This window comes from Paractinoplanes aksuensis (genome assembly GCF_024137025.1).
GTDB lineage: Bacteria > Actinomycetota > Actinomycetes > Mycobacteriales > Micromonosporaceae > Actinoplanes > Actinoplanes aksuensis.
In genome coordinates, this window is record NZ_JAMYJR010000042.1 from 132,723 (window position 1) to 158,719 (window position 25,997).

Annotated in this window: 27 protein-coding genes and 1 pseudogene; 17 read left to right on the forward strand and 11 right to left on the reverse strand. The window is 71.2% G+C overall.

Translation table 11 applies throughout. From position 1 onward, the window contains the following. The first annotated feature begins 15 nt into the window (after positions 1-15). A complete protein-coding gene (locus M1L60_RS37275) occupies positions 16-2,295 on the forward strand; it encodes a putative bifunctional diguanylate cyclase/phosphodiesterase (RefSeq protein ID WP_253242278.1) in 2,280 nt (759 codons plus the stop codon). 40 nt (positions 2,296-2,335) lie between these two features. On the opposite strand, the gene M1L60_RS37280 is transcribed toward M1L60_RS37275, so the two are convergent. Together M1L60_RS37280 and M1L60_RS37285 are read right to left on the reverse strand one after the other, a co-directional pair. Next, positions 2,336-2,617: a hypothetical protein gene (locus tag M1L60_RS37280; RefSeq protein ID WP_253242279.1), complete on the reverse strand. Its 282-nt coding sequence runs from the start codon at positions 2,615-2,617 to the stop codon at positions 2,336-2,338. 51 nt (positions 2,618-2,668) lie between these two features. After that, entirely contained in the window at positions 2,669-3,148 is a 480-nt protein-coding gene (locus M1L60_RS37285) for an Lrp/AsnC family transcriptional regulator (protein ID WP_253242280.1), read from the reverse strand. 109 nt (positions 3,149-3,257) lie between these two features. Between M1L60_RS37285 and M1L60_RS37290 the strand changes: the two genes are divergently transcribed. Continuing rightward, entirely contained in the window at positions 3,258-5,573 is a 2,316-nt protein-coding gene (locus M1L60_RS37290; RefSeq protein ID WP_253242281.1) for a thiamine pyrophosphate-binding protein, read from the forward strand. Between the two features lie 140 nt (positions 5,574-5,713). Further along, positions 5,714-6,544: an aldo/keto reductase gene (locus M1L60_RS37295; RefSeq protein ID WP_253242282.1), complete on the forward strand. Its 831-nt coding sequence runs from the start codon at positions 5,714-5,716 to the stop codon at positions 6,542-6,544. 6 nt (positions 6,545-6,550) lie between these two features. Here M1L60_RS37295 and M1L60_RS37300 read toward each other — a convergent pair whose 3' ends face one another. Both M1L60_RS37300 and M1L60_RS37305 read right to left on the reverse strand, forming a co-directional pair. Continuing rightward, positions 6,551-7,210 carry a GOLPH3/VPS74 family protein gene (locus tag M1L60_RS37300; protein WP_253242283.1) on the reverse strand — a complete coding sequence of 220 codons (660 nt, stop codon included), beginning with the start codon at positions 7,208-7,210 and terminating at the stop codon, positions 6,551-6,553. Continuing rightward, positions 7,210-8,118, reverse strand: a complete 909-nt coding sequence (locus M1L60_RS37305; RefSeq protein ID WP_253242284.1) for an alpha/beta hydrolase — start codon at positions 8,116-8,118, stop codon at positions 7,210-7,212. The genes M1L60_RS37300 and M1L60_RS37305 overlap by 1 nt, the downstream gene beginning before the upstream one ends. A 158-nt stretch (positions 8,119-8,276) precedes the next feature. Between M1L60_RS37305 and M1L60_RS47365 the strand changes: the two genes are divergently transcribed. After that, a complete protein-coding gene (locus M1L60_RS47365; protein ID WP_256517971.1) occupies positions 8,277-8,408 on the forward strand; it encodes a hypothetical protein in 132 nt (43 codons plus the stop codon). Between the two features lie 56 nt (positions 8,409-8,464). Here the strand turns inward: M1L60_RS47365 and M1L60_RS37310 are convergent, their stop codons facing one another. Then, complete coding sequence (locus tag M1L60_RS37310; protein WP_253242285.1) at positions 8,465-8,761, reverse strand: GNAT family N-acetyltransferase; 297 nt, start codon at positions 8,759-8,761, stop codon at positions 8,465-8,467. 73 nt (positions 8,762-8,834) lie between these two features. On the opposite strand from M1L60_RS37310, the gene M1L60_RS37315 reads away from it, so the two are divergent. From M1L60_RS37315 to M1L60_RS37340, 7 genes and pseudogenes are all read left to right on the forward strand, one after another. Next, positions 8,835-9,458: a GDSL-type esterase/lipase family protein gene (locus M1L60_RS37315; protein WP_253242286.1), complete on the forward strand. Its 624-nt coding sequence runs from the start codon at positions 8,835-8,837 to the stop codon at positions 9,456-9,458. Between the two features lie 79 nt (positions 9,459-9,537). After that, entirely contained in the window at positions 9,538-10,080 is a 543-nt protein-coding gene (locus M1L60_RS37320; RefSeq protein WP_253242287.1) for a hypothetical protein, read from the forward strand. Between the two features lie 32 nt (positions 10,081-10,112). Beyond that, positions 10,113-10,496 carry a hypothetical protein gene (locus M1L60_RS37325; RefSeq protein ID WP_253242288.1) on the forward strand — a complete coding sequence of 128 codons (384 nt, stop codon included), beginning with the start codon at positions 10,113-10,115 and terminating at the stop codon, positions 10,494-10,496. An 85-nt stretch (positions 10,497-10,581) separates the two neighbouring features. Next, positions 10,582-10,758: pseudogene (locus M1L60_RS48400) on the forward strand (hypothetical protein); the annotation flags it as partial. A 16-nt stretch (positions 10,759-10,774) separates the two neighbouring features. Then, on the forward strand, positions 10,775-12,721 hold the full coding sequence (gene secD / locus M1L60_RS37330; RefSeq protein WP_253242289.1) for a protein translocase subunit SecD: 1,947 nt from the start codon (positions 10,775-10,777) through the stop codon (positions 12,719-12,721). A gap of 17 nt (positions 12,722-12,738) precedes the next feature. Further along, positions 12,739-14,847, forward strand: coding sequence for an esterase-like activity of phytase family protein (locus M1L60_RS37335; protein ID WP_253242290.1), 2,109 nt, complete (start codon positions 12,739-12,741; stop codon positions 14,845-14,847). A 70-nt stretch (positions 14,848-14,917) separates the two neighbouring features. Then, the gene (locus tag M1L60_RS37340; RefSeq protein ID WP_253242291.1) at positions 14,918-16,366 is read left to right on the forward strand and encodes an alpha/beta hydrolase; all 1,449 of its coding nucleotides are present in this window, start codon (positions 14,918-14,920) and stop codon (positions 16,364-16,366) included. Here M1L60_RS37340 and M1L60_RS37345 read toward each other — a convergent pair. Beyond that, complete coding sequence (locus M1L60_RS37345) at positions 16,361-17,905, reverse strand: alpha/beta hydrolase (protein ID WP_253242292.1); 1,545 nt, start codon at positions 17,903-17,905, stop codon at positions 16,361-16,363. The two genes, M1L60_RS37340 and M1L60_RS37345, sit on opposite strands and share 6 nt — an antisense overlap. A 115-nt stretch (positions 17,906-18,020) precedes the next feature. On the opposite strand from M1L60_RS37345, the gene M1L60_RS37350 reads away from it, so the two are divergent. Next, positions 18,021-18,725 carry a cellulose binding domain-containing protein gene (locus tag M1L60_RS37350; RefSeq protein ID WP_253242293.1) on the forward strand — a complete coding sequence of 235 codons (705 nt, stop codon included), beginning with the start codon at positions 18,021-18,023 and terminating at the stop codon, positions 18,723-18,725. Here M1L60_RS37350 and M1L60_RS37355 read toward each other — a convergent pair. Next, positions 18,703-19,449, reverse strand: a complete 747-nt coding sequence (locus M1L60_RS37355; protein WP_253242294.1) for an NIPSNAP family protein — start codon at positions 19,447-19,449, stop codon at positions 18,703-18,705. The two genes, M1L60_RS37350 and M1L60_RS37355, sit on opposite strands and share 23 nt — an antisense overlap. A 78-nt stretch (positions 19,450-19,527) precedes the next feature. On the opposite strand from M1L60_RS37355, the gene M1L60_RS37360 reads away from it, so the two are divergent. Continuing rightward, entirely contained in the window at positions 19,528-20,001 is a 474-nt protein-coding gene (locus M1L60_RS37360) for an Rrf2 family transcriptional regulator (RefSeq protein WP_253242295.1), read from the forward strand. A 64-nt stretch (positions 20,002-20,065) separates the two neighbouring features. Here the strand turns inward: M1L60_RS37360 and M1L60_RS37365 are convergent, their stop codons facing one another. After that, positions 20,066-20,446, reverse strand: coding sequence for an STAS domain-containing protein (locus M1L60_RS37365; protein ID WP_253242296.1), 381 nt, complete (start codon positions 20,444-20,446; stop codon positions 20,066-20,068). 311 nt (positions 20,447-20,757) lie between these two features. On the opposite strand from M1L60_RS37365, the gene M1L60_RS37370 reads away from it, so the two are divergent. Beyond that, positions 20,758-22,356, forward strand: a complete 1,599-nt coding sequence (locus M1L60_RS37370; RefSeq protein WP_253242297.1) for a helix-turn-helix transcriptional regulator — start codon at positions 20,758-20,760, stop codon at positions 22,354-22,356. Here M1L60_RS37370 and M1L60_RS37375 read toward each other — a convergent pair. The 3 genes from M1L60_RS37375 to M1L60_RS37385 form a co-directional block, all read right to left on the reverse strand. Further along, the gene (locus M1L60_RS37375; RefSeq protein WP_253242298.1) at positions 22,331-22,954 is read right to left on the reverse strand and encodes a MerR family transcriptional regulator; all 624 of its coding nucleotides are present in this window, start codon (positions 22,952-22,954) and stop codon (positions 22,331-22,333) included. The genes M1L60_RS37370 and M1L60_RS37375 overlap by 26 nt on opposite strands. A gap of 71 nt (positions 22,955-23,025) precedes the next feature. Further along, on the reverse strand, positions 23,026-23,673 hold the full coding sequence (locus M1L60_RS37380; RefSeq protein WP_253242299.1) for a GPP34 family phosphoprotein: 648 nt from the start codon (positions 23,671-23,673) through the stop codon (positions 23,026-23,028). Between the two features lie 56 nt (positions 23,674-23,729). Further along, positions 23,730-24,470, reverse strand: coding sequence for a MerR family transcriptional regulator (locus tag M1L60_RS37385; RefSeq protein WP_253242300.1), 741 nt, complete (start codon positions 24,468-24,470; stop codon positions 23,730-23,732). Positions 24,471-24,621: 151 nt separating this feature from the next. Between M1L60_RS37385 and M1L60_RS37390 the strand changes: the two genes are divergently transcribed. The 3 genes from M1L60_RS37390 to M1L60_RS37400 all read left to right on the forward strand — a co-directional run. After that, entirely contained in the window at positions 24,622-24,765 is a 144-nt protein-coding gene (locus M1L60_RS37390) for a hypothetical protein (RefSeq protein WP_253242301.1), read from the forward strand. Between the two features lie 32 nt (positions 24,766-24,797). Then, positions 24,798-25,244 carry a PASTA domain-containing protein gene (locus M1L60_RS37395; protein ID WP_253242302.1) on the forward strand — a complete coding sequence of 149 codons (447 nt, stop codon included), beginning with the start codon at positions 24,798-24,800 and terminating at the stop codon, positions 25,242-25,244. 467 nt (positions 25,245-25,711) lie between these two features. Beyond that, positions 25,712-25,997, forward strand: a 286-nt coding sequence (locus M1L60_RS37400; protein WP_253242303.1) for a hypothetical protein, incomplete at its 3' end; no start/stop codon positions are given.

Genomic DNA, 25,997 nt, shown 5'->3' on the forward strand with positions numbered 1-25,997 from the left:
GTGATGCTGACCTGGATGCGAACCGGTCGGGCGGGCGCCCTGTGCGTGCTCGTCTGTGCTGTTCTGCTGCTGGTCCAGCAAGTCTGGTTCTTCGGCGGCTGGGGCGACGCCGAGGTCCGCACGCTGGTCACGGACGCCACCTATGTCCCGCTGGCGCTCGCGTTCACCGTGCTGGCGGCCCGGGTGGCCGGCTCGCGCCGGCAGGAACCACGAACCCGGCGGGCCTGGCGGGTCATCACCGTCGCCTGCGTCTGCCAGTTGGCCGCCCACTGCGCCTGGTTCGTCCAGTCCCACTTTCTCGGCACCACCGCCTACCCCTCGGCCGCCGACTACTGCTTCCTGCTGTTCTCGCCGTTCATGTTCGCCGGTCTGCTGATGCTCCCGGGTCAGCACCGTCGCCGCCGTGACCGGCAGAAGCTGGCGCTCGACGCGCTGATCGTCGGCGCCGGCGGGTTCATCGCCATCTGGTACCTGCTGCTCGGGCCGATCCTCAACGCGCCCGGCCTCACCTCGTGGCAACGGGCGTTCACGGCGGCCCTGCCGGTCGGCGACCTGCTGCTCGTGCTGGCCATGTCGACCGCCATGCTGCGGCGTCACCAGCCGGAGGTGCCGGCTCCGGTGCGGCTGCTGGCCGGCTCGATCGCCCTCACCGTGACGGCCGATGTGTCGTACAGCTGGATCCAGCTCAACGGCGGGTTCACCGGCGGCTCCTGGCCGGACCTGCTGTGGCTGGCCGGCTGTTTCCTGCTGGTGCTGGCGGCCGATCAGCAGTACCGGCAGCCCCGGCATCCGGCCCCGAGGCGGCGCGATCGCAGTGCCGTCCTCGTTCTGCCCTACGCGGCCAGCATCGCCGCCTACGTCCTGCTCGCCGTGCAGTCGGCGCATCTGCCGATCAATCCGTACGGTGGAATGATCCTGGGTTCGGCCGTGCTCACGCTGCTCGTGATGGCGCGTCAGTCCCATGCGCTGCGCGACAACCGGGAGATGGCGGTCACCGACGGGCTGACCGGCCTGGCCAACCGCATCCTGGTCACCGAGCGCCTGGACCAGCTGGCCCGACAGCCGATCCGGCCCGGTCAGCACACCGCGATCCTGCTCGTCGACCTGGACCGGTTCAAGCCCATCAACGACACCTTCGGCCACGAGGCGGGCGACGCCGTGCTGATCGCGGCGGCCGACTCCATGCGTCGCGTGATCCGGGACGGTGATCTGGCCGGACGGCTCGGCGGCGACGAGTTCGCCGTGCTCCTGCAGCGCCTGCCGACCCGGGAGGCCGCCGGTGCGGCCGCCACCCGGTTGTTGGAAGCCCTGCGCCAGCCGGTGATCTTCGGTGAGCACCTGCTCATGGTCGAGGCGAGCATCGGCGTCGCGATCCGCGACGACCGGGACGCCTCCGGCGAGACGCTCCTGCAACAGGCCGACACCGCCCTGTACGCGGCCAAGCGCGCAGGCCGAGGCCGGTTCGAGTACTACTCGGACGTGATGGACACCAAGGCGCGCGAGGCCGAGCTGCGCCGGGCGGTGGCCGACGACGAACTGGTGGTCTTCTTCCAGCCCGCGGTCGACCTGGCCACCGGTGAACTGCGCGGGGTCGAGGCGCTGGTCCGCTGGAACCATCCCGTGCGCGGCCTGCTGGGCCCGGGCGAGTTCATCGATCTGGCCGAGGAGACCGGAGCGGTGGTGCCGCTGGGCGCCTGGGTGCTGCGGGCCGCCTGCCGGGAGGTGGCCGGCTGGCGCGCCGATCTTCCGGACGCCGACCCGCTGCGGCTGGCGGTCAACCTGTCGCCGAAGCAGGTCGCGCAAGCCGACCTGGTCAGGACCGTCGAGTCCGTGCTGGCCGAGACGGGGTTCCCGCCCGCCCGGCTCACCCTGGAGATCACCGAGAGCGTCATCCTGCAGCCCGACCCGCTCACCATCGGCCGTCTGCAGGACCTGCGGGATTTCGGCATCCAGCTGGCGGTCGACGACTTCGGCACCGGGTACTCGGCTCTGAGCTACCTACGCCGCCTGCCGGTCACCGTGCTCAAGATCGACCGCTCGTTCGTCACGGGCATCGCCGACGACGCGGAGGCCCGCTCGGTGTGCGAGGCCGTGGTCCACCTGGGCGAGGCCTTCAAGATGCACGTCGTGGCCGAGGGCATCGAGACCGCCGACCAGGCGGCCGCCCTGATCGACATGGGCTGCTCGATCGGCCAGGGCTTCTTCTTCCACCGCCCGCTCCCGCCGGCCGAGGCCGGATCCCTGATCCGCCGGCAGTACCTGTCACGTCCGGACCCGTCATCGCGTTCCGGCTGAATTAGGTCCGATGTGGAGCGTCGTACCGAATGTGAGAGTCTTAGCCGGCTTTGAGCAGTCCCCGGACACTGTCCGGGTCGCTGTCGGCGCCGAACCACCATCGCCAGTCCAGCCCGGAGAACGTCTTCTCGGCCATCGCCATGGCGTCGTCGAGCGAATGGTCGCCCACACGGAGCACCCCGTTGAAGAGGCTGCCGCCCAGCCCGCTGTGATAGAGCACCAGTTCGTCGTCGACGCCGTAGGAGCCGTCGCCCCAGGTGAGCCAATACGCTCGCATGTCGGCCATCTGCGAGTTCAGCTCAGTCAGTGAGAAGTCGCTCATGACAGTGTTGACGACCGGCACCGGGCAAGGTTCACCGGCGGTGTTGGGCTGTCAGTTGCGGGCGGCCTCGCTGCGGCTCCAGGCGTACATCACGATGAGGGTCTTGGTGCCGGAGGCCTTGCCGGTGCGCCGAATCCGGTTGACGACCCGCTGCAGGTGGTCGACGTCGCGGACGCGCAATCGGACCAGGACGTCGGGGTCGCCGGCCAGCGTGAAGAAATCCTGGATCTCGTCCATGTCGCGCAGGGCCGTTTCCAGTACGCCGGTTTCGGTGTCGCCGGTGAGGCGGATCTCGACGAACGCGGTGAGGTCGCCGGCGGCGCGGTCGTCGATCACCGTGACGTAGCGCTGGATGACGCCGTGGCGTTCGAGGCGTTCCAGGCGGCGGCTGACCGAGGCCGGGGACAGGTTCACCGCCCGGGCCAGCTCACTGGCCGGGGTGCGGGCGCTGTCGCGCAGCAGGTCGAGCAACCGCCGGTCGACGTCGTCGAGCACGGCCCGGGGCGAGGCGGTGGAATCGTACGTACTCACGAAAGAATTATGCGGTTCGGGCGGGCCCGGGTGACAGATCATTGCGTCTCGCCCGCGGATCGGGCCGAACCATTGCGAGCTTCCGGGCCGCGGTCCAGGGTATCCGGACATGACAGTCACCGAGCGGCCGCTGATCAGCACATCGCCCGACGAGGCGCTCCTGCGCGTGGTGGCCGACCGGGTGCGGTGGCTGGCGACCTCGATCGTGGACGCGGCCAACCACGGGCGGCCGAACGCCGGCGGCATCAAGGTCGGCGGTCACCAGGCCTCGAGCGCGTCGATGGTGGACATCATGGTGTCGCTGTGGTTCGCCGAGCTGACCCGCGACGACCGCGTCTCGGTCAAGCCGCACGCCTCGCCGGTCCTGCACGCCGTCAACTACCTGCTGGGCGACCTCGACCGGAAGTATCTGAGCACGTTGCGGGCCAAGGGCGGCCTGCAGTCGTACCCGAGCCGCCTGAAGGACCCCGGCACCGTCGACTTCTCGACCGGCTCGGTCGGGATCGGCGCGACCGCGGCCGTGTGGGCGGCCGTCTCGCACCGCTACCTGGCCGGTCATTTCCCCGCGGCGCCGTCGGCCGGGCGTTTCATCAGCCTGCTCGGTGACGCCGAACTCGACGAGGGCGCCATCTGGGAGGCCGTGGCCGACCCCGCGGTGGCCCGGCTGGGCGAGATCCTTTGGGTGGTCGACCTGAACCGCCAGTCGCTGGACCGCGTCGTGCCCGACATCCAGATCGACCGGCTGGCCGGCATGTTCGGCGCGGCCGGCTGGCAGGTGATCACCCTCAAGTGGGGCCGGACGATCGGCGCGCTGTTCGACCGGCCGGGCGGCGCCGAGCTGCGGGCCCGCCTCGAGGCGATGCCGAACGAGGAATACCAGCGGATGCTGCGCGTCGACGCCGACCGGATCGCCGACCGGATCGTGGGGGACAACGGATCGGATCAACTGCATTCCCTCGTACGGTCGATTCCCGCGACGGATCTGGCCGAGGCGGTCCGGGATCTCGGCGGACACGACATCGGCCTGCTGCTGGAGACCTACGCCGAGGTGGACGACACCCGGCCCACGGTCGTGTTCGCCTACACCGTCAAGGGCCGCGGCCTGCCCATCGAGGGACACCCGAACAACCACTCGGCGCTGCTCACCGACGCCCAGATGACGGCCCTGGCCGAGTCGGCCGGCGCGGACCGCGACGACCCCTGGCGTACGTTCGACGCGGGTTCCCCGGCCGCGCAGTTGTGCACGCGAAGGGCCGCAGACCTGAAGCGCTCCTCGGCGCCGATGCGCGCTGCGGACCCTCTGCCGTCCTCATTGAGCCGTACGCACCGGTCGGCCGTCTCGACGCAGGCCGCGCTGGGCAAGTTCCTGGGCGACCTGGCCCGCGAAGCCCCGGCCGTGGCGTCCCGCGTGGTCACGTGCAGCCCCGACGTCGCCTCCTCGACCAACCTCGGCGGATGGATCAACAAGACCGGCGTCTGGTCGGTCGCCGACCGGCCGGACTGGTTCGCCGACGACCCCGAACGGGTGCTGAAGTGGGCCGAGACGCCGACCGGTCAGCACATCGAGCTCGGCATCGCCGAGGTCAACCTGGTCGGCCTGCTGGGCGAGCTCGGCGCAACCTGGTCCCGCTGGGGCGAGCGGCTGATCCCGATCGCCACGCTGTACGACCCGTTCCTGAGCCGGGCCCTCGAACCCTGGTCGTACGGCATCTACGCGGGTGGCCAGTCCATCATCATCGGCACCCCGTCCGGCGTCACACTGGCCCCGGAGGGCGGCGCCCACCAGTCGATCACGACCCCGTCCATCGGCCTCGAACAGCCCGGCTGCGTGGCCTGGGAACCGGCCTTCGCCCAGGACCTCGAATGGTGCCTGCTCGAGGCGATGGGCCGGGTCGGCGTGCCCGGCGGCACCTCGGCCTACTTCCGGCTGTCGACCCGGCCGATCGACCCGGCCCTGGCCGCCGTGCCCGACGACGAGATGCTGCGCGAACGCCGGCGGCGCCAGGTGATCGCCGGCGGCTACCGGCTGACCGCCCACGCGCCCGGCACCGAGCAGGTCACCCTGGTCGGCGTCGGCGCGATCATGCCCGAGGTCATCGCCGCGGCCGACCGCCTGACCGCGCTCGGGGTGACGGCCGGCGTGGTCTGCCTGACCAGCCCCGACCTGGTCTTCCAGTCGGCCCAGGGCCGGGGCAGCGACATCGCCCAGGTGCTGTTCCCCGTTTCACAGCCGGAACCCCTGGTCACCGTCCTCGACGGGCACCCGCACACGCTCGCCTTCCTGGCCGGCGTACGCGGCGACCGCACCCGCAACCTCGGCGTCACCGAGTTCGGCCAGTCCTCCGACCTCGCCGACGCCCACCACCTGCACGGCATCGACACCGTCTCCATCGTCGACGCCGCGCTGACCCTCACCGGCCGGTGAACGCCGCGGCCGCTTGCCCGGCCGGCTCTCCGGCCCAGGCCGTCCGAGCGTCCGGACCAGGAGAGGAAGCGCGCGCGACCCGTAGACGGTTGGTAGCGTTCAGGCGGCAGGTGCTGGTCTCAAGGGCGGGGAAAGACGACATGGCAACGGGTGAACTGACGCAGGACGGGCGGGCGCGGGTGCTCGCCGACGGCACCGAGATTCCGCTGCTCGCGCTCGGTGTGTGGCAGGTGCCGGAGGGGCCCGTGTGCGAGAACGCGGTGCGCTGGGCGCTCGAGGCGGGCTACCGCCACATCGACACCGCGCAGGCGTACGGCAACGAGGCCAGTGTCGGGCGGGCCCTGCGTGACAGCGGTGTCGCCCGCGAGGACGTCTACATCACGACGAAGTTCTACCCGGGTTCGCGTGACCCCGAAGCCGAGGCCCAGCGCAGCCTCGAGCGCCTGGGTGTGGAGTCCGTCGACCTGTACATCGTGCACTGGCCGCAGGGCGGGCCGACCTGGGCCTGGGACGGCATGCAGCGCGCGCACGAGAACGGGTATGCGCGCTCGATCGGCGTCTCCAACTTCAACGCGGCCGAGGTCGACGCGCTGCTCAAGGTGGCCGAGGTGGCCCCGGTCGTCAACCAGGTGCAGTTCAGCCCGTTCGAGTTCCGGCGCGACCTGCTGGCGGCCTGCGAGGCGCGGGGCGTGGCCCTGGAGGCCTACAGCCCGCTGGGCACGGGCCGGCACCTGCGGGACGAGCGGGTGGCCGAGATCGCCGAGCGGCTGGACCGTACGCCCGCTCAGGTGTTGATCCGCTGGGCCCTGCAGCGCGGGCTCATCGTGCTGCCCAAGTCGACCCACCGCGAGCGGATCGAGCAGAACGCGCAGGTCTTCGACTTCGAGCTGACCTCGGCCGACGTGGCCGCGCTGGACGGCCTGGACGGCACCGGCGGCACGGACCAGGCCCTGGAACAGCCGTGGTGGTGAGCCCCGTCACTTGCTGACGACGGCCGCGGCGATGGTGCGGGCGATCGCTTCGGCCGCGGCCGTGGCGCCCCCGCTCTCGTAGTCGAATTTCTTGGCCCGGGCGATGAGGGAGGCGTCCCGAGGTATGCCCGGGCCGAACTGGGCGAGCGTTCCGCTGCCCGCCACCAGGGCGGCCAGCGCGGCGAGGCGGGGCGGCGGGTCCACCCCGTCGACCAGCACTTCCCGTACGGCGGCGAGCAGGTCCTCCCGGCGGCCGGTGCCCGCGTCCTCGAGCACCTCGACCTCGAGGACGCCGAGGGTCGTTCGCCGGGACCGCCGGATGTCGCCGCGCCGGACGAGCCGGTCGAGCAACTCACCGTGCAGGTCCGGCCCGATCGCGGCGAGCGCGGTGTCGATGCCCCGGGGCCCGGCGGCCAGGAACTCCCAGGCCAGCCGCAGGATGTCGTCCGCCGGTGGCTGCTGCGCGACGGCCTCGACCCGTTTGGCGCCGGCCTGGCCCGGAACGAGCCGGAGGTGCCCGCTCAGCCCGAGGTCGGCCAGCACCGCCCCCGCGAGGGCGTCCGAGAGGGTGCTCTGGTCGGCCCTGACATCGGTGGTCTGCGGGCCGGAATCGGGCTGGAACAGGAGCAGCAGCAGGTCCTCGGCCAGGATCGGCGGGTCCGGCATCAAAGGTGGTTGCCGTAGAAGGCGGCGAGCCGGTCGACGGCGGCGTCGACGTACTCGGGGACGTCGTACATCTCGTAGTGACGCGCGCCCGGCACGACCATCCGGTCGACCGGGTCGGGGGCGAGTTTCCACAGCCGCTCGGCCGACGTGTCGAAGCCCGTGCCCTCGAGGTGCTCGGCCACGATGAGCTGCAACGGTTGCGTCAGCAGCTGGTCGACCAGGTGGAACGCGTCGTAGCCGAGCAGCAGCGAGTCGCCCCGGGAGAGGCGGCGGTTGGTCGAGTGCTCGTTGCGGCCGCGTTCGGTGCGGTAGTAGGTGATGGCTTGGAGCAGGTCGACGTCGGTCACGCCGGCCGCCTCGGCCTCGGCCATGGTGTCGGGCAGCCAGTTGTCGCGGGTCAGCACGCCCGTGCGGGCCTCCTCGAGGCGGGCCTCGGCCAGTGCGTCGAGCGCGGCCACCGGGCCGTCGGCCTGGAAGCCGCGGAACGAGGCGCCGATCTCACCGGGATCGACCACGCCGACCGCCCGGATGCGGTGGTCGGTGCGCGCGGTGTGGATGGCGTACCCGCCACCCGCACAGATGCCGAGGACGCCGATCCGGTGGGGGTCGATGCCGGGCACGGTGCTGAGGGTGTCGATGGCGTACGAGATGTCCTCACCCCGGCGGTACGGGTCCTCCAGATCGCGCGGTTCGCCGCCGCTCTGCCCCTGGTGGCCGGGGTCGAAGACGAGCGCGGCAATGCCCCGCGCGGCCAGGCGGGAGGCGTAGTTGGCGCCGATCTGCTCCTTGACGCTGCTGCCCGGCGTCGACAGCACGACCGCCCGCAGCGGCGCCGACGCGTCGAGGTCGTGGGGCAGGTGCAGCTCGGCGGCGAGCTCGAACGGCCCGCGAGGAATGAACAGTCGCACGTACCTATGGAACACCGTGTGGTGGGAACAGGGTCAACCCCCGATACAACCTTGGTCGTAGGCCGGCCCCCGCGAGATCCGACCGTGTGCGGATGTGGGGAGGGGCGGCCGGGCCGAAGAATCGAGCATGTCCAACACCGCCGTCCCTGGGAGTGATCGTGACCGTCGCCTCGAACGACCGGGAACCCGTCGCCTGGGCCTGGCCCGCCGTCTTCGCCCTGCTCACCCTTCTGCCGGTCGGCGGCGTCGCCTTCGCCGTGGCGTGGGCGTGGAGCCAGTACGCAGGCTAGGCGTTCAGGTACTTGCCGAGACCGTCCGGGTCGGGGTCCAGCCCAGGACTGACGTCTCAGTCGGTGACCTTGCTGCGGGACTGGTACACCAGGTCCCGGTAGTCGGGGTGCCGGGCGATCCACCCCGCGAAGAACGGGCAGATCGCCAGCACCCGCAGGTTCGCCGCGCGCGCCTCGTCGAGGGCGGCTCGGGCCAGCGCCGCCCCCACGCCCCGGCCCTCGTACTTCGGCGGCACCTCGGTGTGCACGAACGCGATCAGCTCCGCGGTACGAAGGTATTCCGCGACACCCGCGATCTCGGACTGTCCTTCTACCCGAGCTTCGTACCGTTTCGACTCAGGAACGTCTCTCACGTCGACTGCCATGGGTGAAGTCAAGACCCTGTTCCCGGAACAGGGTCAACCTGCTCATCGGTTGAACACTGACGTGACACTCAAGTTTGCGATCTTCGGCGACTCGATCGCCTACGGTCAGGGCGCCTCCGCCGCCGCCGACACGGTGGCTCAGCGTCTGTCGGCCGATCTGACCGCCCACGGCCTGCCCCACGAGGTGCGGGTCTTCGCCGTTCCCGGAGCTCAGAGCCGCGACCTGGCGGCTCAGGTGCAGCGGGCGCTGGTCTGGCCGCCGCAGCTCGCTCTGATCATCGTCGGCGCCAACGACCTGACCCGGATGGTGCCGCCGGCGCAGGCCGCCGCCCGGCTGGCCGAGGCCGTCCGGCGGCTGCGGGCAGCCGGCGCCGAGGTGGTCGTCGCGCCCGCGCCCGACCTGAGCGTGGTGCCGTGGGTGCCGCCGCAGATGCGGGCGGTCGTGCGGGCCGGGAGCCAGCTGCTGCACGACGCGCAGAGCCGGGTCGCGCGGGCCGAGGGAGCCCGGGTGGCCGACATCGGGATGACCTCGGTGGCGGGCTTCGCCGTCGACCCGGGCCTGTTCAGCGCCGACCGGTTCCATCCGTCCAGCGCCGGGTACGCCGTCATCGCCGCGGCCCTGGCCGGCCCGGTCCGGGAGGCGGCGGCGGTGGCCCGGTCGTCGCCGGGCGTTGCGACAGAATGACCTTATGTTTCATCGTGCTCGCATCAGTGTCGTGCCCTGGGCCGGGTTGCGCAGTGGTGCGCGGCCTACCGCGGCTGACGTGCCGGGTCTGCTGACGGCGTTGGCGGCGTGGCCGGACGACGAGAAGAAGCGCGCGGTGATCCGGGCCGAGCTCGAGGAGCACCTCGCCCCGGACGGGCTGGTCTTCGAGGTGACCCCGTTCGCGGTGCCGTTCCTGCTGGACCTGGCCGAACAGCAGAAACGGCCGGACCTGGCGTTCGTGGCGCAGCTGATTCTGGAGCCGATCGCCTACGGCGACCCGTACGCCGGTGAGATCGCGCTCGGCAATACCGGCCTGCTGCGGCAGGTGGCCCGGGAGCTCGTGCCGGCCGTGGAGTTCCTCTACCGTCAGGCGGCGTCGCCGGAGCCGAGGTTCCGCGCGCAGGCGGTCGCGCTGCTGGCGCCGATCGACGGCCGGTCGGCCCGGTTCTCCGCCGAGCCGGACGGCGATCGGGAGCTGCTGGGGATGCTGGCCGGCGCCGAACCGGACGAGCGGGTCCGAGCGAGCATGATCGAAGCGCAGCGGCGACTGGGCGTACCGGGAACGCACGCGCCGGGGTATCTCTGGCCGGCGATTCTTTGAGGTAGTGGCGCCGCCACCGTAGCGTGCATGGCATGTCCGCCGAGCGCACAGCATGGTGGCGCCGGTGGGCGGGCCTGCCGGTCGTCGTCGCGCTGCTGTTCGCGGGCGCGGTGGTGGGCGCGAATCCGCGGGCATCCCAGCTGGTCCCGGCGCCGTCGGTGCTCCAGGCCGTCGTCATGGCGCCGGCGCCCTCGCTGGGGCAGCGACCGGATCTGCAGACCGTCGACCGCGGCGGGCACGGCCACTCCACACCGGACCCCACCGGGTCGGCGTGGCTGGCTCAGCGGGCCGTCACCAGCACCATCGTCTGGTGGCACCTGCGCCGCGACAACGACGGTCATCGGGCGCAGACGGGGCGGGAGGTCTATCAGGGCCGGGGACCGCCAGGACGGCGTGCAGCAGACGCCTTGTCCTGAGTCCGGCTCCACCCTGCCCTAGGAGAAACTCATCGTGTCGCGCGCTACTGCCGTGCGCGCATTTCTGGCCCTGGTCGTGCTCGTCGTGTCCGGGTGGCTCGTCGCCACCCGGCCGGCGCGGCTCGGGCTTGATCTGCGCGGCGGAACCCAGATCGTTCTCGAGACCCGGGACGGCGATCAGGCCCGGGCCGACGCCGCCACCACGGGGCAAGTCATGGAGGTGTTGCGCCGGCGGGTCGACCAGCTCGGCGTGAGCGAACCGACGCTGGTCCGGTCCGGTGAGCGGCGGATCATCCTGGAACTGCCGGGGGGTCACCGACCCGCGGGAGGCGGCCGAGGTCATCGGGCGTACGGCCCAGTTGTCCTTCCGGCCGGTGCTGGCCCCCGACGGGTCGGCCAAGACGGTGCCCGACGAGAACGGCAGTCCGGTGCGGCTGGGACCGCCGGCCCTGTCCGGCGGGCAGATCAACGGTGCTCAGGCGGTTGTCGAGCCGGCGGCGGGCTGGCAGGTCGCCGTCGACTTCACCGGCGACGGCGCCCAGGCCTGGCAACGCCTGACCGCTCAGGCCGCCTGCTCCCCGCCGGGTGACCCGGGGCGCCGGGTGGCGATCCTGCTCGACGACGAGGTGGTCTCGTCGCCGCAGGTCAGCCCGGAGGCGGCGTGCGACGTCGGGTTCGCCGGGCCGGCCATGCGCATCACCGGCTCCTTCACCGCCGACGAGGCCCGCGACCTGGCCCTGCTGATCCGGGCCGGGGCGTTGCCGGTCCCGGTCGACGTCATCCAGCAACAGGTGGTCGGGCCCACTCTGGGCAGCCAGGCCATCAACGACTCGGCCTGGGCCGCCGTGCTCGGGGCGCTGGCCACGATCCTGTTCATCATCGCCGTGTATCGCCTGGTCGGACTGCTGGCGGCGGTGGCCCTGGGGGCGTACGGGTTGATCTCGTACGCGGCCCTGCTGGCGGTCGGGGCCACGCTGACCCTGCCCGGGCTGGCCGGTTTCGTGCTGGCCATCGGGATGGCGGTCGACGCGAACGTGCTGGTCTTCGAGCGGGCCCGGGAGGAGTACGCCGTGAAGCCGTCGCTGCGGACGGCCATCCGGGACGGCTTCGGCCGGGCCTGGTCGGCCATCGCGGACTCCAACGTCACCACCCTGGTCGCCGCGGCGCTGCTGATCCTGCTGGCCACCGGCCCGGTCCGCGGCTTCGGTATCACGCTGGGCATCGGCGTGCTGGTCTCCATGTTCACCGCGCTGGTGCTGACCCGGCTGCCGGTCGAGGCCCTGTTGCGGCGACGGTGGCTGACCGTCCGGCCCCGGTGGAGCGGCCTGGCTCACCAGGGCTGGGTCCGGCGGACCCTGGTCGCCCGTAACCCGGACCTGATGGGTCGCCGCCGGTGGTGGCTGGTCGTCTCGGCGGCGGCGGTGCTGCTCGCCCTGGCCGGTGTGGCCACCCGCGGCGTCGACCTGGGGGTGGAGTTCGTCGGCGGCCGGACGGTCGAATACACGACCAGCCAACCGGTGACGGCCGAGGCGGCCCGGGAAGCGGCGGCGGCCGTCGGCCTGGACCGGGGGATCGTCAGCCAGGTCGGTGACGGCAATATTTCCGTACGGGCGGGAGCGTTCGACGACGACACGGAGCAACGGCTCCGGGCGGCCCTGGCCGAGCGCGGGGGCGGCGAGGTGGAACGGCTCCGCGACGACCAGGTCGGGCCCAGCCTCGGCGCCGAGCTGCGCGACAAGGCGCTGCTGGCGCTGGGTATCGCCCTGACGGCGCAGCTGGCCTACCTGTCGTTGCGGTTCCCGTGGCGCTGGGGCGCGGCGGCGGTGCTGGCCATGGTGCACGACGTGGTCATCCTCATCGGGGCCTTCGCCTGGCTCGGCAAGCCCGTCGACGGGGTGTTCCTGGCCGCCCTGCTGACCGTCGTCGGCTATTCGGTCAACGACTCGGTGGTGGTGTTCGACCGGATCCGGGAACTGGTCCGGGGCCGGCGCGGCACCCCGTTCGCCGCCCTGGCCAACACGGCCTGCCTGCAGACCGTGCCGCGGACGGTCAACACCGGGCTCGGGGCGGTGTTCATCCTGGTCGCCCTGGCCGTCCTGGGCGGGTCGTCGCTGGGCGACTTCGCGATCGCCCTGCTGATCGGCATCCTGGTCGGCACGTACTCGTCGGTCTTCCTGGCCACGCCCCTGGCCATCACCTTCCGGAAAGGGGGAAAGCCGTCCTGATCTCGGCGCTCGCGGTGGTGCCCGGCGAGGCCGCCGCGGCGGGCCGGCAGAAGTCGTGCGGGCCGGACGCCTCGCTGCTCGGGTTCTCCGACGCGCTCGACAAGACCAACTTCCGGGGCACCCAGGTGGCCGGGCTGTCCGCGCTCGCGCCGGCCCGGGGCGACCGGGCCCTCGCGCTGGTCGACAACATCGGGGCCACCCCGGCCCGGATCTACGACGTCGACCTGGCCCGGAAGGCCGTCCGTGGGGTCACGTTCCTGACCAGGCCGGACGGGACGGCGTACACCGGAACTGATTTCGACGGTGAGGGGCTGGTGCTCGAGCGGTCCGGGCGGACCGTGCTGGCCAGTTCCGAGCGGGAGCCGTCGATCCGGCGGTTCCGGCTCACCGACGGCCGCGAGATCGCCTCGCTGCCGGTGCCGGCGCGGTTCCGGGTGACGCCGGCCGGTCAGGCCGCGGTGAACCAGACGTTCGAGGCGCTGGCCGCCACCCCGGACCACCGGGTGCTCTACGCCGGCCTGGAGGGTCCGCTGGCCGGCGACGGTGACGGGCACCGGATCATCCGGTACGAGAAGGACCGGCCGGTCGCCCAGCACGCGTACCGCACCGACCCCGCCCTGGGCCTGGTCGAGCTGGTCGCGTTCGGCGACGACCAGCTGCTCGCGGTCGAGCGCGGCTTCACCGCGGGCGTCGGGAACACCGTACGCATTTATCGGGTCTCGGCCACCGGTGCGCCCGACGTGACCGGCGTCGAGTCGCTGACCACGCTGACCGACCCCCGCGCCTGGCTCGGCAAGCAGCTGCTGGTCGACCTCGTGAACTGCCCGCCCGCGGGCGCGACGGCGAAGCAGCCGCAGCCCAACCCGCTGCTGGACAACATCGAGGGCGCGGCGCTCGGCGACTGGCTGCCCGGCGGTCGTCGCGTGCTGCACCTGATCTCCGACGACAACGGCAGCGCCACCCAGATCACCCGGCTCTACACGCTGGCCGTCACCATCCGTCCGGAGGCGACGCTGCGGGGCCGCGCGATCCTGTCCGCGACGGCCTACCAGCCGGGTCCGGTCTCCGGCGCCCAGCTGGACCCGGCCCCGGTCAACGGCATCACCGCGCCGTTCCCGGGTCAGCCGATCCCCGGCTTCTCGGCCGTGATCCCGGACGGCCGCCAGCTGCTCGCCATGCCGGACAACGGTTTCGGCGCCAAGAACAACTCGGCCGACTTCCTGCTCCGCGCGTACCCCATCGCCCCGGACTACCGCACGCACAAGGTGACCGTCCGCGGCTTCATCAGCTTCCGCGACCCGGACCGCAAGGTGCCGTTCCCGATCGTCAACGCGGGCACCAAGGACCGCCTGTTGACCGGGGCCGACTTCGACATCGAGTCGCTGGCCCGCGACTACCGGGGCGACCTGTGGCTGGGCGAGGAGTTCGGCCCGTACCTGGTCCGCACCGACCGCACCGGCAAAGTGCTGCAGGCGCCGATCCCGCTGCCGGACGGCGGCAAGTCGCCGCAGTCGCCGGATCTGGCGTCGGGGGAGACCCCGACCGTGCCGGGCAGCCGCGGCTTCGAGGCGATGGCGGTCAGCCGGGACGGGAAGACGCTTTACCCGATCCTGGAGGGCGCCCGCACCGACGACGCCGACCAGCGCCGCCGGATCGTGTACGAGTTCGACGTCCGGGCCAACCGCTACACGGGTCGCACCTGGACGTTCCGCGTCGACGACCCGTCGCTGGTGGTCGGGGACGCCGCGGTGCTGGACGGCGGCCGGCTGCTGCTGATCGAGCGGGACAACGCGATGGGCCCGCAGTCCGTGGTCAAGCGCCTGGTCGTCACCGACCTCGACCAGGCCGACGCCAACCGTGTCCTGCCGCGGCGCACCGCCGTCGACCTGATGCGCATCGCCGACCCGTCCGGTGTGTCCACCCCGGCCCGCCCGAACGAGTACGGTGTCGGTCCGCTGTTCTCGTTCCCGTTGCAGTCGGTCGAGTCGGTGCTGCCGCTGGCCGGCGACAAGGTGCTGGTCGCCAACGACAACAACTTCCCGGGCAACGACGGCCGCATCCCGGGCCGGGCCGACGACACCGAACTGATCGTCATCGACGTGCCGGGCCTCAGGCTGCCGGGTTGACCCTGTTGTCGTGACATGGTTTCCACTGACTCGTCGGTAAGCCCAGTGCATTGACGAGTGAGGGAAACACATGCGCAAAGCCCTGTCCGTAACCCTCGCCGTGGCCGTCGCCGCAGTGACGACGGCCGCGGCGACCTCCCGCCCGTCCCCGTTGAAGTGGGGACCGTGTCCGGCCGAGGTCTTGTCGCCGGCCCTGCGATGCACCACGGTCCAGGTGCCGCTCGACTACGCCCGGCCGGACGGCCGGCAGATCGACATCGCGGTGTCCCGGGTGGTCAGCAAGAAACCCTCGGAGCGCCGGGGTGTGCTGCTGACCAACCCGGGCGGTCCCGGTGGCGAGGGGTTGAGCTATCCGGGCCTCATCATCAACCCCGCGATCCCGGAGCCGCTGCCGCAGATCGTCCAGGACCGGTACGACATCATCGGGTTCGATCCGCGCGGGGTCGGCCGCAGCGCGCCGGTGACGTGCGACGTGACCCCGGCCCAGATCGCCCGGCGCAATCTCCCGTACCCGGAAACCGCAGTTGACGTGCGGAAAGACGCGCGGATCGCGCAGGCCATCGCGCGGCAGTGCGCCACGTCGGAGACGGCCTCGCTGCTGCCGCACATCACCACGGCCAACACCGCGCGCGACATGGACCGGATCCGGCAGGCGCTGGGCGAGCCGAAGATCTCCTATTGGGGTACGTCGTACGGCACCTACCTGGGGGCCGTCTACACGACGCTGTTCCCGCAGCGCAGCGACCGCTTCGTCCTCGACAGCAACCTCGGCCCGAAGGGTTTCGACCACCAGGCCTTCCAGCGCACGGCCGTCGGGATGGAAGACCGTTTCCCGGACTTCGCGAAGTTCGCCGCGGCCAACCCGCAGTACGGCCTGGGCGCCACCCCGAAGCAGGTCCGCGCGAAGTTCTTCGAGCTGGCGACGCGGCTGGCCCAGAAGCCGGTGCAGGGCGTCGACGGCTCGCTGTTCCGGGGCATCACCTTCGACCACCTCTACAGCGACCTGGGTCTGACGACGCTGGCCGCGACGTGGCAGGCGCTCGACACGAACCGGCCGCTGCCGCCCGAGCCGCCGGCGGCCAACCTCGACAACCTGATCTCGAGCCGGCATCACGTGCTGTGCGGGGACTCGCGCTGGCCGACGGCGGTCCGCCGCTATCAGCGGGATGTCGCCGCCTACCGCCACGCGTACCCGCTGCTCGGCGCGGCCTCGGCCAACATCACCCCGTGCGCGTACTGGCCGGCCCCGATCGAGCGCCCGGTGCGCATCAGCGATCGGGGACCGGCCAACGTCCTCATGGTGCAGAACCTGCGGGACCCCGGAACCCCGATGGTCGGCGCGAGGGAACTGAGGCAGGCGTTCGGGAACCGGGCCCGCATGGTCACGGCCGACCAGGGCGGTCACGGCGCCTACGTGCTGCTCGCGCGGAACACGTGCGCGAACGACACGGTCACCACGTTCCTGGCCACGGGACAACGGCCGCAGCACGACCGGGCCTGTCCGGCCGAGGGGTCATAGGGTGCAGGTCGCTCCCTTCGCGGGCACTTCGAGGTCGATGAGGTAGGCGGCAGCCGCCTCGTTGACACAGGGATTCGTGCCGGCCGTGACGATGGTGTGGCCCTCGCCGCGCACCGTGAGGAGCGCGCTGCCCAGCGTCTCGGCCAGCCGGATCCCGCCCGCGTGCGGGGTGGTGGGATCGCCGGTGATCGATACGACGAGCGTGGCGGGCAGACCCTGAACATCCACGGCGTACGGGAAACCGAGGGTGGGCGGGGCCGGCCAGTGCTCGCACCCGTCGCGGGCCCCGGTCAGCTCGACCCCCGGATCCATGAACGGCGCCGCCTGGAAGATGGCCGCGCGGAGCTCGTTGCCCTGCTCCTCGGTCAGCCGCTGTTCGTCCATGCAGTTGATGGCGTAGTTGGCCTCACCGAAGTTGGTCCAGGCGCCCTTCGCGTCCCGGCCGCCGAAGTCGAAACCGAGCTGGGCCAGTTCGTCGCCGCGATTCTGGCGCAGCTGGGCCAGCCCCTTGACGATGCGGGGCCAGGCGGCCGAGGTGTACAACCCGGAGATCACGCCGCCGACCGCGCCGTCGAAGTCGAGCTCACCGCCCAGCGCCGGGATCGGCTTCTCGTGCAGGGGCTGCACGAGCTTCTGGAACTCGGCCGTGGCCGTCTTCGGGTCCCGCCCGATCGGGCAACTGGCCTGCTGCGCGCAGAACGCGGCCATGCGCTCGAACGCCGCCTGGAATCCGGTGTACGCGCCGACGCGCCGTTCGACGGTGGCCTGGCGGGAGTCGATGGCCCCATCGAGCAGCATCGCGCGGACGTTCTGCGGGAACTGCTCGGCGTAGACCGCGCCGAGCCGGGTGCCGTAGCTCTGGCCCAGGAAGGTGAGCTTCTCGTCGCCGAGGACGACGCGCAGCACGTCCATGTCGCGGGCCACGTCCCGGGTGCCCAGGCCGGCCAGCGCCTCCGGGCCGCCCGAGTCCTTGGCGCACCGCTCGACGACGGCCCGGGTGTCGTTCTCGGTCCACTCCACGGTCGTACCCTGGGTGGTCAGCGGCACGGCGTTCCGATCGGCCTCGGCGTCGGTGAAGCAGTCGACCGCGGGCCGGGTGGCGCCCACACCCCGCGGATCGAACCCGACCAGGTCGAACCGCTCCAGGAGCGGGCTCTTCGCCTCGTCCAGCCCGAGCACGGTGGTGGCCGCGCCGAACACCCCGGAACCGCCGGGGCCGCCTGGGTTGGTGACCAGCGAGCCGACCTTCGCACCGCGCGCGGCGTGCCGGGCAACGGCGATCTCGACCGTACGTCCGCCGGGTTCGGCGTAGTTCAGGGGCGCCTCCATACGGGCGCATTCCAGGCCGTCGACCAGGGCCATGATGGTGTCCTCGGTCGCCGTCGAGGTGTAGTCGTCGCACTTCTCCCACTGCAGCGTCTGCTGGTGGAACCGTTCGAGGCCGGCGGACGGGGCCGGGGCCGGCGACTCCGAGGTGCATGCGGCCAGCGTCAGGACGAGCACGGTGGCGGTGAGGCCTCTTCTAGTCAGCACAGACATGCCGTTCAGCTCATCAGCCGGGCGGCGGTGCGATCAGTCCCGTCACGTCACCGCTTTCGATGACGTGGCGTCACTGGCCCTTCAGATCATTGAGGTTCCTCGATATAAGGGAGCGATGAGACTCAGAATTGGCGCGGCGATCTTGTTCCTGGTGGCGCTCGTCGGTGGACCGGCCGGCGCGGCGGCAGCGTCTGAGCCGACGCCGACGCCGACGTGCCCGCCGGCCTTGCCGCTGAGCGGGTCGGTCGCCGCGGCGACCACCGAGAGCCTGACGATCAGCTACTGGATTCTCTTCACGCCGCCCTGCGGCTACAACCCGCCCGTCACCGTGACCCTCTTCGACTCGTCCGAGGACGCTCGCCAGTGGATCGATCCGGTGGCCGAGGCGGTGTCCGGGCCCGAGCGCAACGGGGCGATCACCGTCGCCGGGCTGACTGCGGGCACCCAGTACTGGTACCGGTTCAGCGCCGACGGCAAGCGTGATCCGTACCTGATCGGGTCCGGGCGGACCGCCGCGGCGCAGGCGTGTGCGGCCACGGTGACGATCGGCAGCGCGTGGACCGGCGGCTTCGTAGCCACTGTTTCCGTACGCAATACCGGGTCCGAGCCGCTGGCCGGCTGGCACGTCTCCTGGCGCTGGGCCGGCGACGAACGCATCGAGTCGGTGTGGAACGGAGTGGCCCAGAGCGGCGCCGACGGCGTGACGATCAGCAACGCCTCCTGGAACGGCGCGCTGCCCGTCGGTGGCTCGACCACGTTCGGCCTGCTCGCCGCCTCGGGCGCGCCGCCCGTCGCCCTCACCCCGACCTGCGCCGGCTGACCGGCCGGGGGTGTCTCGAGGCCGCCGTCGGTTGCAGCAGGTCGATTCCGGTGACGACCCCGGCCTGGTCGAGTCGTTCGACCACGTCGCGCCAGCCGGGGTCGTCCCGGAGCCGGTCGGTGGCCGAGCGCCACTGTGTTTCGTCCTCGAAAACCGTCAGAGCCACGATGTGCCGGCCCGGCTGCACCGGTAGCCGAGGGAACGTGTTCTCCGCGGGCTCTGTGCGCCACATCGCGACCGGTGCGCCCAGGGCCTGCTCGAGAATTTTGTGGCCCCCTCCGCACAGCAGCGCCTCGGCCTCGTCGACCACCTTCGACCAGACGTGGACCACCGCCCACGGGTCACTGTCGGTGGGGCCGGTTCCGCCCGCACCGGCCGGCGGCCGAGGAGAGTGCGGGGGCTCGGTCGGTCGCAGCAGCAGCACATCGTCGCTGTCGAGCATGGTGGCGTTGGCCGCGTCCCGGTGGGCCCGCCAGGCCGGCCCGAAATAGAACGCCTCCAGCGCCTCCTGCCGCCGTGTCATCGACGCGAAGCCCCGGAACCACACGAACCGGTCGGGGCTCCGCCGATCACGGAACTGCCCGCCGAGCCGCATGCCGGCCTGTTCCTGGCCGTCGACGAGCCAACCCTGAAACACCCGCTGCAGCTCGTCGAAGCCCTGTGGGCGCAGCTGGTAGCGGCGCAGCTCGACGATCGGGCAGTCGGCGAAATCCGTGACCGGCATCCTGTCCCCGTCCGTAACAATTTTTGTTACCCATTATGGTGAGGGCGACGGAGTCCACAACCCCCGGACGGAGTTTCCATGGCCGGCAACAGCCGCTTGACGGTGGCCGTGCACGCGTTGTGCTGGCTGGCCCTGGCCGAGCGGCACGGCCACACCGGGCTGTCCAGCGATCAGATCGCGGCCAGCCTGGAGAGCAACCCCGTCGCGGTGCGGCGGGCGCTGGGCCCGCTCCGCACGGCGGGTCTGGTCACCGCCGGTAAGGGGCCGGGCGGTGGATGGTCCCTGCGGGTGGAGGCCGCCCGGATATCGCTCGCTGACGTGTATGCGGCGGTCGAGCCGGGCGCGGTGTTCGCTCTGCATCCCCACCCGCCGCGGCCGGACTGCCCGGTGGGCCACGGCATCGCGCCCGTCCTGGAAGACGTCTACGAGAACGTGGGGCAGGCGGTGATCGGCGAACTGGCCCGGCACACGATCGCGGGCGTGCTCGACACGCTGCTGGAACAGCACCCGCTGCCGATGCCGTGGGCCGGGGTCCCCGTGCCCCGGCCTTAGGGCCACTCAGCGCCCGGTCGTCGCCAGCGCCCTGGACATCGCCCGGTCGCTGCCGGCGCCCTGCTCAGCGCCCGGTTGCTGCCAGCGCCCTGGACATCGCCCGGGGAACGGTCGGGTACGTCGTGAAGGCCGAGTCCATCCGCCGCGTGTGCAGGACCCGGCGTACGAGGTCGGGCGACGCGACGAGCAGCAGGTCGCCCCCGCGCCGACGGGCCGCGGACCGGCCGGCGAGCAGCATGTTCAGCGCGACCCGGTGGACGGCCGACGTGCGGCTGAGGTCCACGATGACCCAGGAGTGGGCGCCGGCCGCCTCGGCCAGGACGGTCCGCAGGTCAGTGATGGTGTCCGGACCGAGATCGCCGATCACCCGAACCACGGACGCGGCGGTCGTGGCCTGCCACGACACACGAGCGACCCGTCCAGCCGCCTCGGAAACAGTTGTCATGGTGGCACCACCTCACTGTTCGCGTCCGCAACAGCGCTCCGCGTGGCACCAACCCTGTTCCGGCTACATGACGAGTTGTACACGACTTCATGACAGATACATGACGACGGTCATGACTGTCGGCGGTGGTCGTGGTCGGCCCGGCCGTGATCTCGTCCGCATGGACCGGCCGGTCTTGCCGTCGGGTCCGGTCAGGACGATATCTGGGCCGTGGGCGATGTCGCCGCGGCGCGGGGTTGACCCTGTGGCGAGGACACACTCTTCAATCGGTGGTGCGGGTGAGTGCGAACTCTGAGGTGAGGAGGCGGCACATGACCATGTCGGCCGACGTCGTCGCGTCCGATCTGGTGGGGCGGGTGGGTGAGCTGGCCCGCCTGACCGCCTTCCTGGACGAGGCCGCCCGGGCGGGGGCCGCCCTGCTGCTCGCCGGCGAGCCGGGTGTCGGCAAGACGGCCCTGCTGGACGCGGCCACCGACCGGGCGGCCGCGCGGGGCATCCGGGTGATCCGGGGCGGCGGTGTCGAGTACGAGTCGGAGATCAGCTTCTCGGGTCTGCACCAGCTCGTCGGCCCGCTCCGGGCCGAACTGGCCCGGCTGCCCGAGCCGGCCCGGGGCGTCCTCGAGGTCGCGCTCGGTTTCGGCGCCGGGCCCACCCCGGCCGACATGGCGATCCTCAACGCGGCCCACGCGCTGTTCGTCGCGGCCGCCCGCGAGCAGCCCCTGCTTCTGGTGGTCGATGACGTTCACGTGCTCGACCGGGCCAGCTGGTGCGTGATCAGCTTCCTGGCCCGGCGCACCTGCGGTCACCGCCTCGGCGTGCTCGCGGCCGTGCGGACCGGGATCGCCGAGCTGCCGTACCGCCTGCGGCTGCCCGAGCTGCCGCTGGCCCCGCTGCCCGACCCGGACGCGATCAGCCTGCTGTCGCGCCGGTTCACCACCCTCCCACGCCGGGTGCTCGTGGAGGTGGCCCGTCAGGCCCAGGGGAATCCGCTCGCCCTGCTGGAGTTCGGCGCCCTGGCCTCGGCCGCCCACCGCCCGCTGGCCGGCCACTTCGAACTCTCCCGCCAACTGAGGCGGGAGCTGGGCACACCGCAGCGGCGCCGATCCCTGACGGCGGCGGCCGCGGCCGGGGACGCCTGCGCCATCCATTGCCGGATGCTCTTCGAGTGGGCCGCGAGCCGCGGGCTCGGCCGCCTCGAAAGCTGGGCCCACCTGGCGCTGACCCGGGCCGCGCTCGGCTGTTCGGACTTCGAGTCGGCCTACACGCACGCGTCGGCGATCACCCGGCCCGGCGAGTTGCCGCCGTTCCATCCGGAAGCACTGTGGACCGCATTCGATCTGGTCGAGGCGGCGCTCAATTCGGGGCGGCCGCAGGAGGCGCGCCGGCACGCGGCGGCGTTGCGCGAGGCCGGGGTCGCCCGCATCTCACCCCGTCTGGCCCTGGCCACGAAGGCGGTGACCGCGATGACCGCGTCCCCGCCCGAGGCGACGCGGCTGTTCGCCGAAGCCCTGGCGCTGCCCGGCATCGAGCAGTGGCCGTTCGAGGTCGCCCGGACCCGGCTCGCGTACGGCGAGCACCTTCGCCGCCGGACCCGGCGAGCCGAGGCCCGTACACAGCTGGCCGCCGCCCGCGAGCTTTTCGAGCGCCTCGGCGCCACGCCGTGGGCGGCCCGGGCCGGCGCCGAGCTGCGGGCCACCGGGACGAGGCGGACCGGCGAGTCCCTGACGCCGCAGGAACTCGAGGTGGCCGAGCTGGCCGCGGCCGGCCTGCCCACGAAAGAGATCGCGGCCCGGCTGGTGATCTCACCGCGTACGGTGTCGGCGCACTTGTACCGGGTCTTCCCCAAGCTGGGCATCAGATCGCGGGCCGCGTTGCGCGACGCCCTCACCGGGCAGGAGCGGACGCCGTGAGCTGCTGCCGGGCGAGGTCGCCGGCGCGGACCAGGACGTCGAGCTGGGCCGGGTTGTAGAGCTCGACCACCGCGTCGACCAAGGTCTGCCGGGTGAGGTGCGGGCTCGCGGCCAGCCGGGTGGCCGGGTCGCTCAGCCACGGGTGGTCGGCGAGATGGCGTACGAGGGAAGGGGTGAGCTTTTCGGCCAGGCGCTGCCGGGACTCCTCGTCGGCGTCGGCGGACAGGGCGTCGAACTCCGGGTCCACGGGGCCGGCCTCGTCGGACCGGTTCGGCTCAACGAATGCGCCGTCACGCAGGATGACGGCGATGCCGGAGCGCATCTTGCGCAGGCGCTGAAGTTCCGCCGTGAGATCGGCGTCGACCTGACGCAACAGCATGTGGTCCTCGGCGGCGTCCACCCGGATCCGCGCGAGCGGCACGCCCAGGTCGACAAGTCGCCGGATCCGCAGCAGGCGAACGAAATCCTGGACGCCGTACTGTTTGTAGCCGTTGCCGCGGCGTTCCGGCTCCTCGAGCAGACCGAGCCGGTGGTAGTGCCGGATGGTGTTCACCGTGGTGCCGGCCAGGTCGGCGAGCTCCCGGGTGCTCCAGGCCACGTCGGATCCTCCTGAACCACGGCGGTTTCCGGCCATCCGACACCCTGTTCCGACCACAGGGTCAAGCTGGTTCAGCACCGGTCGCGGCTTTGCAGCACTGCGGCCGCGACGATCATGTTGCCGGCGAGGGCCGCGGCGACCGACCGGGCGAGCGCCTCGGCCACGGCCCGGGCGCCCCAGACGTCGTTCTCGAGCCGTTCGGCCCGCGCGACGACCGCGGGCGTCCAGGGGATCTCGGGGTCGAGCCGCCGCAGCATCCCGCTCGCGGAAATCAGAGCCGCGAGCGCAGCGATACGTTGCGGCGCCTCGGCTTTGCCGTCGACCAGCATTTCCCGTACGCCGGAAAGCAGCCGGCCTCGCCGCCGTGCTCCCGGCTCCGCGAGCGCGTCGGGGTTGATATTCACGTCGCCGCGCCGCATGAGCCGTTGCCGCACCGGGCCGAGCAACGTCGGCCCGATCTCGGCCAGCGCGGCCTGGACGCCGCGCGGCCGGGAACGCAGAAACTCCCAGGCCGAACGCAGGATGTCGTCGGCCGGCGGGCGTTCCGCGACCGCTTCCACGCGGGTCGAGCCGCCCCGGCCGGGCAGGGTGCGCACGTGCTCGCCCAGGCTGAGGTCGGCCAGCACCGCGCCGGCCAGAGCCTCCGGCCCGGGACGGAACTGATGCAGGACGAGCAGGACGTCCTCGGCCAAGGTAGGAGGACCGATTCGGGGGGTCATCGGGCATTCCCTTCGACAGGTTTGGCCCCAGTGAAGACCGTGTCCTGTGTACAGGGTCAAGCGTTCCGTCGACCCTCGGCCCGCAATTGCTCGCGGGCCAGCCTCTTGGCCCGCTGAATGACGTCGAGCTGAGCCTCGTTGTGCAGCTCTCTCAACGCGTCGAGGAACGTCTGCTCGGTGACCGCCCGGCCTTTCGACACACGCGCCATCGGATCGTCGTTCATCCAGGGAAAATCCCGCAGAGTACGGGCATAGGACGGCGCATATTTCTCAGCCAGGTTCTGCCGCGTCGCCTCATCGGCATCGGCCGGCAGCGCATCGAAATCGTCGCTGACCCCGTCCTCGTCGTTCTCCACCGCCTGCCGGATGTCGGCCAGAGCCCGCTCGTCGAAGACCTGCGCATACATGTGCACCATCGACCGATCAGTCTCGGACATGCGCTCAGCGACCGACTCGAAACCCACCGGAGTGTCGGCAGGCGCGTTCTCACTCAGCAGGACGGCGATGCTCTGCCGAGCCTTCTCGAGCCGCTCGATGGTCGCCGCGTGATCGATGTCGACCCCGCGCAACGCCTCACCATCAGCGCTCGCGTCCAGCTCCTTGATCCGAGCCAACGGCACACCCAATTCGACCAGCCGCCGAATACGCAACAAACGCACAAGATCCGGCGTCTCATACTGCTTGTACCCGTTGTAACGACGGTCAGGCTCGTCAAGCAACCCCAGCCGGTGATAATGCCGAATCGTATTCACCGTGGTCCCGGCGAGACGCGCAAGCTCGCTAGTGCTCCAGGCCACGTCGCAGCCCTCCCCGGGGCGATCCACAGCCGCAGGCGACTCGAAAAACGAGCCTAACAGCCGCCCGCCGACCCACCTGTGCGTTCTCCGTCACGGTCGCCTCCCTCCATCCACTGTTCTGCCGACGCAGTTCCCGGTGGGGGAGTCGGTCATGGGCGGTCCGGACGATCGAATTCGGGGCGCTCGTCTGTGGAACGTCTCGGCACGCCGCCGGGCCGACGAGGATTTTCGACTGATCACCATCGGCCAGGCCGTCACCCGGCAGCGGATGTCCGGCCGACCTGTATTCGGCTGATCGGCAGGAGTGCGGAACGTTAGCCTGCGGCGATGCGTACCAGGACCCTGACCGCGATCACGTTCGGCCTTGTCGTTGCTGTGGCGGGCTGCTCGAGCGATACCCCCGGCAGCACTACCGCGGCACCCGGAACGACTGCCGCCACCACCCCGAGTGTCGCCCCGGTCGAGGCCACAGAGACAGCTCAGCCCGGTCCGACGGTGTCGGCCAAGCCGTCCGCGGCTGCCACCAGGAAAGCAGCCGCCGCCCCCGCAAAGGTGAAGGTGCCCAACGGCGTCGGCCTGGACTACCAGTCGGCGCAGGACCTGTGGCGCGCGGCGGGACTGCACGTCGCCCCGGCCATCGACGCCACCGGCGCCAACCGACTCCCCGTGATCGACGCGAACTGGGTGGTCCTCTCCCAGAACCTGAAAGCCGGCACCAAGGTCAACGCCGACTCGTTCATCACCGCCAAGGTGAAGAAGTACACCGACAACTGATCCGCCTTGCGCCGACCACTAACGTAGATGCGTCATCCGGTCAACGCTTGGAACTCGATCACCTCCCACTCCTGGGACCCGAGAATCGCGTAGGCGGTAAAACCAACATCGGCTCCGTCAGTTGATCAAACCCCTGTTCGGATGAGCTCGACCTGTTGGGAAGTCGTTGATCCGAAGGGTTTCAGACTGGGCGACAGTCTCGACGTTGCGCTCGTAGGCCACACAACCGATTTGCAAGAATGAGTCGGCGTGAATGCGGCATTCATCCTCCCGTCATTCCTCACAGCTTTCGCCGCGACGTATTGCCCCCGTAGGGGGTCGAGCCACTACGGTGTTCGGAAAGAAAGAAATGAATGTATCCGGTCGCCCGTGATTCACGGTTCGTCCACGAAGAACGGCACCCGTCTTGCCCACGGATGCCGTTCATGATCCCTTGCCCGCGACCCTCAGTCGAAGGTGGTTTCTCGATGACCGTAGCAAAAGAAAAGCCGAGCGCGCGACCTGATCAAAGGGCGGCGCCGATGGCTGCCCGAAGTCGGTCGACTGCAACTCAGAATTCGGCGTGGTCTGCGCGTGGGCTGCTGCTCGTCATCGAGGGCATGTTGGCCGGCATCGGCGGGGTGTTTGTGGCGACGGCTTCGATTCTGGCTACTGCTATCGCCGCATCGTGTGGGCGAATTCAGGCGGTCGAAGCATTTGCCTCTACGAGTTCGGCGAATATCTCGGAGGGCTTCTTCCAATCGAAGATCTTAC